Genomic DNA, 13,625 nt, shown 5'->3' with positions numbered 1-13,625 from the left:
ACTGCTTGTGCGGGCCCCCGTCAATTCCTTTGAGTTTCAACCTTGCGGCCGTACTACTCAGGTGGATTACTTATTGTGTTAACTGCGGCACGGAGAGGGTCAATCTCCCCACACCTAGTAATCATCGTTTACAGTGTGGACTACCAGGGTATCTAATCCTGTTTGCTCCCCACACTTTCGTGCTTCAGCGTCAGTTGCAGCCCAGCAAGCCGCCTTCGCCACCGGTGTTCCTCCCAATATCTACGCATATTACCGCTACACTGGGAATTCCGCTTGCCTCTGCTGTACTCAAGAAAAACAGTTTTGAACGCAGCCCCGTAGTTAAGCCACGGTATTTCACATTCAACTTGCCTTCCCGCCTACGCACCCTTTACACCCAATAAATCCGGATAACGCTTGCTCCCTACGTATTACCGCGGCTGCTGGCACGTAGTTAGCCGGAGCTTCCTCCTCGGGTACCGTCATTATCGTCCCCGAAGACAGGGGTTTACAATCCGAAAACCTTCTTCCCCCACGCGGCGTCGCTGCATCAGGCTTTCGCCCATTGTGCAATATCCCCCACTGCTGCCTCCCGTAGGAGTCTGGGCCGTGTCTCAGTCCCAATGTGGCCGTTCAACCTCTCAGTCCGGCTACCGATCGCAGACTTGGTGGGCCGTTACCTCACCAACTATCTAATCGGACGCGAGGCCATCTTTCGGCAGATTGCTCTTTTGGTCATCAGGCGATGCCGCCCGATGACGTTATGCGGTATTAGCACATCTTTCGATGTGTTATTCCCCTCCGAAAGGCAGGTTCCTCACGCGTTACTCACCCGTCCGCCACTAAGAACATCTATTGCTAAATGTTCTCCGTTCGACTTGCATGTGTTAGGCGCGCCGCCAGCGTTCATCCTGAGCCAGGATCAAACTCTCTAAAATTTGTATATCAACCTTCCGCTCTTGCGAGCTTTCGGTTCATATCAGTTTTAGAGCTTTGTAGCTCGTTGTTTTGCAACGTCTTTACGTCGTTGCTTCGCCGGCTTTAATTATTTAATCAAAACCAAATTTATTGACAGTTTTGCGCTTCGCTTTTTCAATATCGTTTAATTTTCAAGGTCCTAACGTCCGCTTCGCGGACGTTTGGGAAGAACTTTTCTTTCGAAAACTTCTTCTCACTCGGTGATTTACGACAAGACTTCCGTCTCGCTTCGCCGAGCCGTTCGTGTCCGCCGTTTACCGGTTTTCACTCGCGCTTTCCGCTTCCTCCGGACTCGTCCTTCGCCTTTCGGCGCGGCCTCCGTCCTCAGGGCGCGGAACTCGATTATACCACCCGAACCGCTCGCTTGTCAACATCTTTTTGCAAAATTTTCGCAAATTAATTTTTGGCAGCTCCTTTACCGGTTTCTTCAAACCGATCGTTGCCCCGGTTCGTATGGTGCCTTCCAAAAGGCGCTCGACCATATTATCATACCGCCGGGCCCCTGTCAAGACTTTTTTCGAATTTATTCGACTTAATTTTTGGAAGCTGTAATAAACTTTGAAAATTATACAAAACGTCAAATTCGAATACTATATAATTTAATTAACGTTTTTCAGTTTCAGCACAATAGCACCGGCAAGCACCGAGGCCCCGCAGCTGCACAGCGCCTGCAGCGAACCGAACACAGCTTTATACCCGGTCAGAGAACTCATGAGATTCGCAAGGTACTGAGAGATGTTGGCAGGCAGTTCGCTGAATAGCTGTGACATATACTGTGAATATAAATGAGAATTCAGAAAAAATACATTCGATATCGAAGAAAACGCATTTAATGCACCAAGGAATAAAATTACCGCAATAAAGACCGACCACTTCGGTCTGCCTCCCGTTGTGACGGCGCTGTACAGCGAACGTACATACTTTCTTTTTGCCCACAGGAAGAAGCAGCCAATGCCGAATATCATCGGAAGCAGCGTCACAGCAAGTACGAGGATCACGACGCCGATGACACCGGCCACCTCACCGCCATATTGGCCGCCAAACCGTTCACCAAACTGACTGCCGAATGCTGTAACCGCAATTCCTGCAGTAATTCCGGCCAACACAACGATTGAGCCGATTACAATCATAAAGACAAAAAGAAAATTATAATACCCTTTCAAAAGCTTCAACCCGCCGTGGCTGCCCGGTTCGTTGCTTTTAGCGTTCGAATAGATCATCCAATATGCAATCAATTCGGGAACTGCGATCAAAATTCCAAGCGAAAACCAAGAGGAGGACAGTGCGGTAAAAGCAAGCTGCGCGGAGAACAAGATCGCCAGCCAAAGCATCAGGGGTCCGGCGGCGATCTCTCCGGCTTTCCGGGGAAATTGGTTCACGGGAGTCACATCAAACGGCTGTACCGGAGGGGTATAAGCCGGCTGTGTAATCGCCGCGCCGCAAAACTCGCAGAAGCGGCTGTTGTCCGGGATTGAAGATCTGCAATTGGGACATGTCATTTTAATACCTCCACACATTTTTAATATTTTTAATGCTTAAACCAATTAATAATCCGCTGACGCCTGAAGAAAATAGATATATTGTTTCAATTATAAAATAAACGCCTTTTGTCATCGGAATATTCAGATATAACCAAGGTATCAGGTGAAATGTGTTTGAAACATAAAGATCTGTCCAACCGCCGTTGATAAAAGAGGACAAATTAGCTGATATAAGCATTAAAATTGACAGACCCATAACCCATGGTAAGATTAAATTTATCACTGAGACAAAACCGGCAAACCGGATTTTCTCTGTTTTTCGAATAGTAACGAAGTATAATGACCGATAAAATAGCCAAAAAAGCAGTCTGCCTGTTATAACCGCCGCACCCATTATAATTAGCATCCCTATTGCCAATCCCAATGTTAATATGTCAGTATGTATATTACTATTTCTTTGCGTCAATGAGGATAACACAGGTGCTAACTCGGTAAGTGAAAATATTATAGCGAAAATGAATATAAAATTTGAAAATGAAAGCAATTTTAATCCCAAAACAGGTAAATGGGTTTTACGGCAATCTTTCCAAGTTAAAAATATTGAAAGAGAAAAAAGCATAAATAAAAGCGTTAAAAGCCAAGAGATATTGACTAATCCGATTATCGCTTGTATGGCGGAAAAGATTGCTGCAGCAAATACCATCCTTCCGGCACCGATCTCGCGTAGTTTTTCCAGCCGCAGACCGTTTCGGTCAATTTCCGAACCGCAGTATAAACAAAACCGACTATCGTCGGAAACAGTCGATCTGCAATTTCCGCATATCATAGCATCCCTCCGCTGTTTCCCATTCTAACACAGCATTGGGTTTTTTTCAACAGCACAGAATTTCTGATTGTGGTGCATATTATAAAACCGCTGCGCTTGACTTTTTGTGTCAATATATATAATATATGTATCATTAATTTCGACGGAGGCAATAAGCCATGAAGAAAATTTTTGCCGTTCTGTTTACTGCGGCCATGCTGCTCGGTGTGTTTGGCTGCGGCGCTAAAATTCCGAAGACAGCTGCGACATTCACCGCAAAGATCATCTCAACCGTTATCGGAGCCAATAATACGGTCACTTCCATGATTCTCGCCGGCACCGGTGAGTATGAAACCGCTGAAGGCGTCTATCAACTCAACGGCGTCAATGATCTGAAAGTCTTTAATACGGACGGAAAGAAAGCCGAGAGCGGCGAACTTGTACCGGGTCTGGTTGTCGAAATCGGTTTCGATGGCTCGATCGCCGAAAGTTATCCGGCGATGATTATGAATGCGAAATCCGTTCAAATCAAGAGCAATGAAGGTGACCTGGTAGGCCTTTATATGGCTGTTTTGAAAAACGCCTGCACCAACGCCCCGTTCAATACTGACCTGCCGGTCGGAATCGACCTTTCCAAAACGAATAATCTGTCCGTCTCCGAAAAAAGCGCAATGATTTACCGGTCGTCAATCGCATTCGGCGCGAACTCAAAAGCCGCCGATCTGGCACAGCTTACCGCCGAAGGATATGTGGGCCAGGACGGCAAACTCAGTGCCTACTTGCTGACAATTTCGGACTCGGAAATTACGAACAATTCGCTCATCCTCACCCCGATGATTCAAAGCCCGGAGGAAACCAAAACCGCTCAAATACCTTGCGTCTGGGATGGTACGTCCTGGAGCTATACGCTTCCGCAGGGTTGATTGAAACTCTGTCTATAAACGCGTTAATTGCCGATAATAATCCAAGGTACTTGACAATGACTGGTTTTTGTGTCATCATCTGAATGAAGTACCCCTGAGGGAGTAGTTTGCACGTAACGTGCGGTATGTCAACACACGGCCGTTTACGGTCTGGCATATCTAAAGCAGACGGACACAATCCATACCGACTGCCCATAACGAGACTCACGTACAATTTTTGCCGTGCCGAACCCGCGGAAAAGATTGCGCATGGGTCTTTTGTTTACAAATACGCCCGGAAAGCAGAGGAAAAACATCATGTCATATTATCAGCAAAATAAAGAAGAAGTTTTAAAAGAACTTGATTCAGCCTCTTCCGGCCTCAATTTTAAAGAGGTCGAAAAACGACTGCTCTCTCACGGAAAAAATAAGCTGGCAGAGCCGAAAAAAACAAGCATTATCGTCCGGTTTCTGCAGCAGCTCGCGAACCCGATGATCATCGTCTTGTTGATTGCGGCGGTTCTGTCGGGCGTCACTTCGGCTTACGCGGGCGAGTCGATGGCCGATGTTTTTATCATTTTATTTGTCGTCATTTTAAATTCGGTGCTCGGGGTTGTGCAGGAAAGCAAAGCCGAAGAGGCCATTGAGGCTCTCAAGACCATGACTGCATCCACTTCAAAGGTGCTGCGTGATGGGAAACTCGCTGTTATCAAAAGCGAAGATCTCGTCCCCGGCGATATCATTCATCTCGAAGCCGGCGATTCGGTTCCGGCAGACGCGCGTATCCTCGAATGCGCCTCGATGAAAGTCGAGGAAGCGGCGCTGACCGGTGAATCCGTTCCTTCAGAAAAGACGGATGATATGCTCGGCAGCGGCGATGTCCCGCTCGGCGACCGCCGAAACATGGTCTATATGGGCAGTACCGTAGTCTACGGCCGCGGTGTCGCGGTCGTCTGCGACACGGGAATGAATACCGAGATGGGCAAGATCGCCGACGCACTGACCAAGGCAAAAGACGAAGCGACCCCGCTACAGGTTAAGCTTTCAGGCCTCTCTAGGATTCTTACCTGGCTTGTTCTCGGCATCTGCGTGGTCATCTTTGCCGCCGGTATTTTAAAAGCGGGCGCATTTTCGACCGAAGTTGTGCTGAATACTTTCATGCTCGCTGTCAGCCTGGCGGTCGCCGCGATTCCGGAAGGCCTTGCCGCCGTCGTCACCATCGTGCTCTCGATCGGCGTGACCAAAATGGCAAAACGAAATGCCGTCATCCGCCGTCTGACCGCCGTGGAGACCCTCGGCTGCACGCAGGTCATCTGCTCAGACAAAACCGGCACACTGACTCAGAACAAGATGACAGTCGTCAAAGCTGAGAGCGCCGATACCGCAAAACTCGCAACCGCGATGTGCCTGTGTACCGACGCGGAGTTCGACGAAGAAGCCAAAACCGCCGTCGGCGAACCGACCGAATGCGCACTGGTCAACTACGCCCACACTCTTTCTCTTAATAAAAACGAACTCAAAAAGACCGAGCCGCGCGTGGGTGAAGCGCCGTTTGACTCAATGCGTAAAATGATGTCTACGGTGCACACAACACAAAATGGATTTATTCAATATACCAAAGGCGCGCCTGACGAGATTATCAAGCGCTGTACGCATATTCTGACCAAAGAAGGCGTCGTCGCTCTCACCGATGCCGAGCGGGAAGAATTGCGCCGGGTTAACAAGGCCATGGCGGACAATGCCCTGCGCGTGCTTGCGGCGGCTTATAGAGATTTATCCCAAAAGCCGGAGCACTTCTCCCCGGAAACACTGGAGCGCGATATGGTCTTTCTCGGCCTCTGCGGGATGATCGACCCGATCCGCCCGGAGGTAAAAGCGGCGGTTGAAGAGTGCCGTGAAGCCGGCATCAACGTCATCATGATCACCGGCGACCACATCGACACCGCAGTCGCCATTGCCAAAGACCTCGGCATTTTGCTTGATGCCTCTCAAGCTGTTTTGGGTCAAGCGCTCGACGGTATGTCCGACGAAGAACTCGACCGGCAAATTGAACATTATCACATCTACGCCCGCGTCCAACCAGAACATAAAGTGCGCATCGTCAACGCCTGGAAACGCAAAGGCAAGATCACGGCCATGACCGGAGACGGTGTCAACGATGCGCCGAGTATTAAATCCGCCGACATCGGCATCGGCATGGGCATCACGGGCACCGACGTCACCAAAAATGTCGCCGATATGATCTTAGCCGACGACAATTTTGCCACCATTGTTGCCGCCGTGGAGGAGGGGCGCAGAATCTACGCCAATATCCGCAGGGCCATTCAGTTTCTGCTCTCGTCCAACCTCAGTGAGGTTCTCGGCATCTTCATTGCGACCATGCTCGGGTTCACCTTGCTCAAGCCCATTCACATTCTTTGGATTAATCTCATCACTGACAGTCTGCCCGCACTGGCGCTCGGAATGGAGCACGGCGAGGCCGATACCATGCGGCAAAAACCCCGCGATGCTAAGGCGGGAATCTTCTCCGGCGGCATCGGCCCGGACGTCCTCTATCAGGGGGTTTTTGTAACGATCCTGCTGCTTGCGGCCTACTTCATCGGCCACCGCATCGAATCGGGGGTCTGGGAGATCGCGAACAGCCCCGACGGCATGACCATGGCGTTTTTGACCATGTCGATGGCCGAGATCTTCCACTCGTTTAACCTGCGCTCGCGGCGAGGTTCGATTTTCACCGTCAAACGCCAAAATATCTGGCTTTGGGGCGCTGCCGTCGGCGCACTGCTGTTGACGACCGCTGTCATTTATATCCCCTTCTTATCCGTCACCTTCGGATTTGCGTCCATCTCCCTCGCCGAATACGCCATCGCCCTTGGCCTTGCCTTTGCCATTATCCCGATGGTGGAGTTGGTAAAGATGTTTCAAAGAATATTCTCAAAAAGGAAGAAATAAAGTTCCAACTGTTTGAAGATACACCGTAGGGGCGGCCATTGACCGTCAGAAACTTGGGATGCATAATCCGCACAGCGTCGCTCCGTTTTATTATATTTACAGCCTTCGTTATCTTACGGACGCGCAATGTCCCGTCGCGCGATTTCGCGCCCCTACAAATTCTCTCATCACGAAAAACAGATCGGGCGGGATTTTTCAACCCCGCCCGATTTATTTGACTTGATTAACGCTTACTTGAGTTCCGCGAAGTACTTGATGGTTCTGACCATCTGGCTGGTGTAGGAGTTCTCGTTGTCGTACCAGGACACGACCTGCACCTGATAGGTGTCGTCGTCGATCTTGGTGACCATGGTCTGGGTGGCGTCGAACAGCGAACCGACGGTGATGCCGATAACGTCGGAGGAGACGATTTCATCCTCGTTGTAACCGAAAGATGCAGAAGCGGCAGCCTTCATCGCGGCGTTGATGCCGTCCTTGGTGATGTCTTTGCCCTTGACGACGGCGACGAGGATGGTGGTGGAGCCGGTCGGAACCGGAACACGCTGAGCCGAACCGATCAGTTTGCCGTTCAGTTCGGGGATAACCAGTCCGATCGCTTTTGCAGCGCCGGTGGAGTTCGGGACGATGTTTTCGGCTGCTGCACGGGAACGGCGCAGATCGCCGCCGCGGTGCGGGCCGTCGAGGACCATCTGGTCACCGGTGTAGGCGTGAACAGTGGTCATGATGCCGCTCAGGATGGGCGCATATTTATTCAGGGTATAAGCCATCGGAGCCAGGCAGTTGGTGGTGCACGAAGCTGCCGAGATAATGGTGTCGTCCTTGGTCAGGGTCTTTTCGTTGACGCTGTAGACGATGGTGGGCAGGTCGTTGCCGGCCGGAGCGGAGATAACGACCTTTTTGGCGCCCGCTTTGATGTGAGCCGAGGACTTTTCTTTGGACGTATAGAAACCGGTGCACTCGAGCACGACGTCGACATCCAGTTTGCCCCACGGCAGGTTCGCGGCGTCTTTTTCGGCGTAGATCTTAATGGTCTTGCCGTCAACTGTGATGGAATCCTCACCCGCAGTGACTGTGTTGCCGAGGGCATATCTGCCTTGGCAGGTATCGTACTTTAAAAGGTGTGCCAGCACTTTGGGGCTGGTGAGGTCGTTGATTGCGACGACTTCATATCCCGCGGCGCCAAACATCTGTCTGAACGCAAGGCGGCCGATTCTTCCGAATCCGTTAATTGCTACTCTTACCATCGTAAAACCTCCAAATATTATTAACCAATGCCGGACGATCCGACATTCCGGTACTATATTATACCAAAAATGCGAAATTTTCAAGGGCAAACCGCAATTTTTCACCAAAAAAAACGCCGAAATGCATCCAAACCAAAGCGCCGTCCTATTGCACTTTAGACAAATAAACCCTCGGGATATCCCGTTTTAAGCGTATAACTGCCGTTGTCGGGCGTTAAAAACCCGTATTCGATCCTTTGAACAGCGGACTTTTGCAGAATCGGCAGACATCCTCGTTGATGTCACAGCGCTTGCCGCAGACATTGCACATCAGATAATTGTCTCTTGATTTATCGTATTTTTCATAGGTACTCAAATTGGGGTGAAACCGCACCCGTTCGCCGATTTGAAGATAATCATACCAAGCTCGGTTGTCGTTGGCGCGCAGTGTTTTTTTGCTGCCGTCAACACCGGTCATATAGACGGTATACTGTATATAATCCCTCGAGATGTTGCCGTCATCATCGGTATCGGTTTTGCGCTTTGCCTTTTTATCGGTTACGGTGCCTTCCCAAATCGGCTTTTTCATTTTGGCCATACGCACCAGCAAAATAATCAGCATCATCAGCGCCAGCCCAACGCCGATAATAATACCCTCGGCAGGTTCCATCTTTTCAACCGTAAATCCGGCAATGGTAAATCCGATTATAAAAACAGCCATCAGCACTGCGGTAAAGATTACAGCACCCTTTTTCTGTGACTCGGCCTTTTTGATAATCAGCGGATGCCTGTAATTTTCCGACCAACCCACAAGTCCCGCATTCTGCATATAAATCGGTTGTGCAGCTGCGGGCTGAACAGCCGCGGGTTGCGCGTACTGCGGGGCATAGGCCGGCTGCGGCTGTGTCGTCACCGGCTGTGCCGGAGTTACCGGTGCCGAGAGCTGCGCGCCGCATTTTCCGCAAAACTTCGCGCCGTCGTCGATTTGTGTTCCGCATTTGGGACAATACATGAGCTGTTCCTCCTAAATCTCAATTGGTTCCTTCATCCATTATAAAAGAACCCGCGGCATTTTGCAATGCTGCGGGTACGATTTCGATATTCGGAATATCAATTGCAGTGTTCACAGGGATCACTGCTCAAACGCTCCGGCCTGCCGCAGTTCTCGGCACAAATCGCGGTAGCGGATAATCTTTCCGGCATAGGCACCGTCGGTATAGCCGATCAGTTCCTCTACGGTCACGAACCGGTAACCCTGCGCGGCCAGTTCGGGAATGATCTTTTCATAGGCTTCATACGTTGATTCATAGATGTCATGAGAAAGCACAATGTCGCCGCTTTGCACATGGTGCGTCACGTAATCTTCCACTTTGTCGCAATTGCGGTATTTCCAGTCATTTGGGTCGACGTCCCATAAAACAATCGGCATCCCGAGCAAATCGGCGATATGCTGATTGACATTGCCGCCGACGGGGCGAACGATATCAGGCCTTACACCGCAGATCTTTTCGATTTTATCCTGCATGCCGAAAATGTCGGCTTTGATTTCGTCGTCGGTCATCTTGGTCAGCGAGCGGTGTTCGGTGGAATGAATTCCGATCGATTGGCCGCGTTTAGCAATTTCGCGTATGGTGTCGGGATAAAAGTCGGTGTTATAACCGACCACGAAAAACGTCGCTTTGGCGTTGTATTGATCGAGCAGATCGAGCAGTTTTTTCGTCACCGAAGAATACGGCCCGTCATCAAAAGTCAGCGCGACCACCTTTTCCGCCTTCGGATCGATCGGATTCGGTTCAACGGGCTTATATTTATCAGGCAGCGATATTGCCATCAGTTTATATAAACCGGCATAATCGATCACCGCGGTTTTGTCCGCGAACACCGTAAGGCCCTCGTTTGTCAAAGCCAGTTTTCCGTCCAGGTCGGAAGCATTCAATCCTCCCAATTCGGACAGTTTCGCCGTATAGTCTATGCCGATTTTGAATAAATCCGCTGCTTTGAGCGGCTTATCTCCGTCGAATATCATTCGATAATCGACGATTTTATTTTGGGAATTCCTTGCGGAAATATATTGTTCGGTATGTATCGTATAGGTCGTATATTGTTCAAATTTCAACAGGCTGAAACCGATGGTCAGTTTCGCAGGGTCTTGCCGGTTTAACGCTTTCGCGTTTAAAAGTCCGTCAAGCTGCATTCTGAATGTTTGAATGTTCTTGTTATAAAGCTCATTGAACGCTTGTGCAGCTGCTACAGGCTTATGAGTCTCGATCGAATAATACCGCTGATTTTCTGTGTTCTTAACCGCCGCGATATTTTGTTCCCCCGTGTAAGCGGTCTCAGAGGTCAATGCGCCATCCAATGTCTGCCGGTTATCAAACGCCAGCCAAAGCGTTGTACCTGCCGCGGCAGCCAGTATCACTGCCAATACTCCCAGCAGAAAAATTCTGTCGCTCTTTTTTTTTGCTTTGCTTTCCCGCACGGAATGTTTCCCGGCGGTCCTTTTGATTTTAGCCATATTTGCCGTTCCCCCCGCGTCAATCCGATGCCGCAAGCGGTGTGATCGTTCCCCGGCAGTTTTTCTCTTTTGCTTTCGCCGCCGCATCACGACAATTGACACGATGTCATTATACCTCTCAGATAACGGAAATACAACCTTTGAATTTCCCGCTGCGTTGTGGTAGAATAGGCTTGATCAATTTCGGAGGTGCGTAACTTTGGACATCATCCTGCTCAAACCTGCGTTAAAAGACATCATCTGGGGCGGTAACCGCCTTGTTACCGAATTCGGATACGATAAAAATCTCACCCGCATCGCCGAGGCCTGGGTGGTTTCCGCGCATCCTGCGGGGCAGTCCGTTGCGATCGGCGGCGAATTTGGCGGTAAACCGTTCGGCGAGATACTGAACGAACACCCGGAACTCTGCGGCGGCAAAACAGGCGACGATTTTCCGCTGCTCGTCAAGTTCATCGACGCCGCAAGCGACTTATCGATTCAGGTGCACCCGGACGATAAATACGCCGCCGCACATGAGAACGGACGCGGCAAGACCGAGATGTGGTACGTCATAGACGCCGCGCCCGGCGCTTTCCTCTATTATGGTTTCAAGAACCGCGTGACCCCGAAAGAGTTTGCGGACAGCATTCAAAACGGCACAGTCTGCGACTCGCTCAATAGAGTCGAGTGCAAAAAGGGCGACGTCTATTTCATCCCCGCAGGAACGGTACATGCTATCGGCGCGGGACTGCTCATCTGCGAAATCCAGCAGTCGAGCAATTTCACCTATCGCATATTTGACTATAACCGCCCCGGCGCGGACGGAAAACCCCGCGAACTGCACATTCAAAAGGCCTGTGAAGCAGCCGATCTCTCCCCGTCGAGACCGGACGGAAAACCGCGCGGCAAGACTCGCAAACTCGGAACGCTTTCACGCACAGTTCTTGCCCGCTGCGACTATTTCACCTCAACGCATTATCTCGGTTACGGTGAAATCAATTGCAAAAAGACCTGGGGACTCGTAACCGTTTTAAACGGAGCCGGCGCTATCAATGGGCAAGCCGTAAAAAAAGGCGACGGCGCATTCATCCCTGCTCATACGGAAAAGTTGACTTTGACCGGCGACCTTGAATTGATTTATACCACACCTTAAAAAAGGATGGATATAACCCATGAAAAAATACCTCTCAGTTGATATCGGCGGTACCAAATGCGCGGTCTCCCTGTGGCAAGACGATTGCTCAGCAAACCTGCCGAAAATGCTGAAAAAGAACAGATTCGCGACGCTACCGACTCCCGAAGCGACCATTGCTGAGCTTGTCTCAAACGCCAAGGAACTGGCGAAGGGGCCGGTTATCGACGCGGTCGGAATCAGCTGCGGAGGTCCTTTGAACAGCAAAAAAGGGATGCTTCTCTGCCCTCCGAACCTCCCCGGCTGGATCAATATCGACATCGTCACACCTTTTCAAGAAGCCATCGGCGTGCCTGCTTTCCTGCAAAACGACGCTAACGCCTGCGCGCTCGCCGAATGGCTCTGGGGCGCAGGAAAAGGGTTTCAAAACGTCGTGTTTCTGACTTTCGGCACCGGAATGGGCGGCGGTCTGATCCTCGACGGGAAACTCTACTGCGGAACGAACGACATGGGCGGCGAAGTCGGTCATATGCGGGTTGCCGAAGACGGCCCGGTCGGTTTTAATAAACGCGGTTCCTTTGAGGGCTATTGTTCGGGCGGCGGCATTGCACGCCTTGCCGGTGAACGCATGCCCGCTTGGCTCAACGCCGGAAAAACCACGGTTTTGAAAGACGTTGATATCACGGCAAAGTCCATCAGCGAAGCCGCCGACGCGGGAGACGCATTCGCGCTCTCGGTCATCGAAGAATGCGGCGAAAAACTGGGGCTCGGCATTTCGAATATCATCGACATCATCAATCCCGAGATCGTTGTCATCGGCTCGATCTACGGTCGTGAAAAACGGTTTGCGCCGATTGTCGAGCGGGTCGTCGCACACGAGGCTATCCCGTTTTCATGGGAGGTCTGCAGAATCGTCTATGCGGGCTTAGGAGAATCAGTCGGAGACTTCGCCGCCGTCGCAGCAGCGAAGTACGGGCAGGAACAAAGCGTGTATTAAGTGTAAAGAAAAAAATAATATTCCCGTCGGAATCATCCAAAGCATAACGGGAATTTTTATATCAATAAAAGAAAAAACAATGACAAAATTATTTGATAGTTTCCCTCAGTTGAAAAACGATAAAATAGTGATAAGGAAAATGATAGAGAATGATGTTGAAGCATTAGCTGAAATCAGTAATAATGATCACGTGTATAAATATATACCCCCTTTCTTATATAAGAAAAATAGTAATTTTCTTTTGACTGCAATTAGAAATCTTGGCGGCAGAGACTTTGAAAAGAAAAAAAGGATCATTGCCGGAATTTATTTAAATGACAGTACAAATAGACTTGTAGGTTTATCCGAGATGTTTGATTACAAAAAAAGAGCCAATACCATTACGGTTGGTTATCAAATAAATGAAGCTTTTTGGAATCAAGGAATTGCAACAAATGCTATTGAGCTAATGATAGCTTATTTGTCAAAAGAAATCGGAATAAGTATAATCCGGGCATTTGTAATGCCTGATAATATATATGCCGGTAAAGCGCTGTTAAAAAACGGTTTTCAAAAAGAAGAATATGTTGTGCAAAAAAAGAACTGGGGCGGACAAGAAGCAGTTGATGTTGATGTATATACATATATCTCAAAATAATAAGCAAGTATAAAATATATAAATTTCGCTTACAAGGAAGGACAC

Annotated in this window: 10 protein-coding genes and 1 rRNA gene; 5 read left to right on the top strand and 6 right to left on the bottom strand. The window is 49.7% G+C overall.

The window, feature by feature from the left end:
• The 3 genes from PKH29_02995 to PKH29_02985 all read right to left on the bottom strand — a co-directional run.
• Positions 1-917: ribosomal RNA gene (locus tag PKH29_02995) — 16S ribosomal RNA — on the bottom strand; the annotation flags it as partial.
• 639 nt (positions 918-1,556) lie between these two features.
• Entirely contained in the window at positions 1,557-2,456 is a 900-nt protein-coding gene (locus PKH29_02990) for a zinc ribbon domain-containing protein (GenBank protein ID HNX13802.1), read from the bottom strand.
• A gap of 1 nt (position 2,457) precedes the next feature.
• Positions 2,458-3,141 (bottom strand): hypothetical protein, encoded by a 684-nt coding sequence (locus PKH29_02985; protein ID HNX13801.1) that lies wholly within the window; start codon positions 3,139-3,141, stop codon positions 2,458-2,460.
• A gap of 281 nt (positions 3,142-3,422) precedes the next feature.
• Here PKH29_02985 and PKH29_02980 point away from each other — a divergent pair, with 281 nt between their 5' ends.
• Together PKH29_02980 and PKH29_02975 are read left to right on the top strand one after the other, a co-directional pair.
• Complete coding sequence (locus PKH29_02980; protein HNX13800.1) at positions 3,423-4,166, top strand: hypothetical protein; 744 nt, start codon at positions 3,423-3,425, stop codon at positions 4,164-4,166.
• A gap of 297 nt (positions 4,167-4,463) precedes the next feature.
• On the top strand, positions 4,464-7,097 hold the full coding sequence (locus PKH29_02975) for a cation-translocating P-type ATPase (GenBank protein ID HNX13799.1): 2,634 nt from the start codon (positions 4,464-4,466) through the stop codon (positions 7,095-7,097).
• A gap of 230 nt (positions 7,098-7,327) precedes the next feature.
• Here PKH29_02975 and gap read toward each other — a convergent pair whose 3' ends face one another.
• From gap to PKH29_02960, 3 genes are all read right to left on the bottom strand, one after another.
• Entirely contained in the window at positions 7,328-8,341 is a 1,014-nt protein-coding gene (gene gap / locus PKH29_02970) for a type I glyceraldehyde-3-phosphate dehydrogenase (protein HNX13798.1), read from the bottom strand.
• A 214-nt stretch (positions 8,342-8,555) separates the two neighbouring features.
• Entirely contained in the window at positions 8,556-9,332 is a 777-nt protein-coding gene (locus PKH29_02965) for a zinc ribbon domain-containing protein (GenBank protein HNX13797.1), read from the bottom strand.
• 120 nt (positions 9,333-9,452) lie between these two features.
• On the bottom strand, positions 9,453-10,835 hold the full coding sequence (locus PKH29_02960; protein ID HNX13796.1) for a polysaccharide deacetylase family protein: 1,383 nt from the start codon (positions 10,833-10,835) through the stop codon (positions 9,453-9,455).
• A 199-nt stretch (positions 10,836-11,034) separates the two neighbouring features.
• Here PKH29_02960 and manA point away from each other — a divergent pair, with 199 nt between their 5' ends.
• The 3 genes from manA (at position 11,035) to PKH29_02945 (ending at position 13,580) form a co-directional block, all read left to right on the top strand.
• A complete protein-coding gene (manA, locus tag PKH29_02955) occupies positions 11,035-11,967 on the top strand; it encodes a mannose-6-phosphate isomerase, class I (GenBank protein ID HNX13795.1) in 933 nt (310 codons plus the stop codon).
• 19 nt (positions 11,968-11,986) lie between these two features.
• Positions 11,987-12,943 (top strand): ROK family protein, encoded by a 957-nt coding sequence (locus PKH29_02950; protein ID HNX13794.1) that lies wholly within the window; start codon positions 11,987-11,989, stop codon positions 12,941-12,943.
• Between the two features lie 79 nt (positions 12,944-13,022).
• Positions 13,023-13,580 carry a GNAT family protein gene (locus tag PKH29_02945; protein ID HNX13793.1) on the top strand — a complete coding sequence of 186 codons (558 nt, stop codon included), beginning with the start codon at positions 13,023-13,025 and terminating at the stop codon, positions 13,578-13,580.
• The last annotated feature ends 45 nt before the right edge of the window (positions 13,581-13,625 follow it).

The sequence above is a fragment of the Oscillospiraceae bacterium genome (assembly GCA_035353335.1).
GTDB lineage: Bacteria > Bacillota > Clostridia > Oscillospirales > JAKOTC01 > DAOPZJ01.
Note: the sequence above shows the minus strand (reverse complement) of the source record. Positions and strands in the feature narration are given on the sequence as shown.

What these genes read in the sequence shown, in the direction of transcription:
- PKH29_02990 (HNX13802.1), bottom strand. Translation starts at nt 2,456, where the DNA reads ATGACATGTCCCAATTGCAGATCTTCAATCCCGGACAACAGCCGCTTC.
- PKH29_02985 (HNX13801.1), bottom strand. Translation starts at nt 3,141, where the DNA reads ATGGTATTTGCTGCAGCAATCTTTTCCGCCATACAAGCGATAATCGGA.
- PKH29_02980 (HNX13800.1), top strand. Translation starts at nt 3,423, where the DNA reads ATGAAGAAAATTTTTGCCGTTCTGTTTACTGCGGCCATGCTGCTCGGT.
- PKH29_02975 (HNX13799.1), top strand. Translation starts at nt 4,464, where the DNA reads ATGTCATATTATCAGCAAAATAAAGAAGAAGTTTTAAAAGAACTTGAT.
- gap (HNX13798.1), bottom strand. Translation starts at nt 8,341, where the DNA reads ATGGTAAGAGTAGCAATTAACGGATTCGGAAGAATCGGCCGCCTTGCG.
- PKH29_02965 (HNX13797.1), bottom strand. Translation starts at nt 9,332, where the DNA reads ATGTATTGTCCCAAATGCGGAACACAAATCGACGACGGCGCGAAGTTT.
- PKH29_02960 (HNX13796.1), bottom strand. Translation starts at nt 10,835, where the DNA reads ATGGCTAAAATCAAAAGGACCGCCGGGAAACATTCCGTGCGGGAAAGC.
- PKH29_02950 (HNX13794.1), top strand. Translation starts at nt 11,987, where the DNA reads ATGAAAAAATACCTCTCAGTTGATATCGGCGGTACCAAATGCGCGGTC.
- PKH29_02945 (HNX13793.1), top strand. Translation starts at nt 13,023, where the DNA reads ATGACAAAATTATTTGATAGTTTCCCTCAGTTGAAAAACGATAAAATA.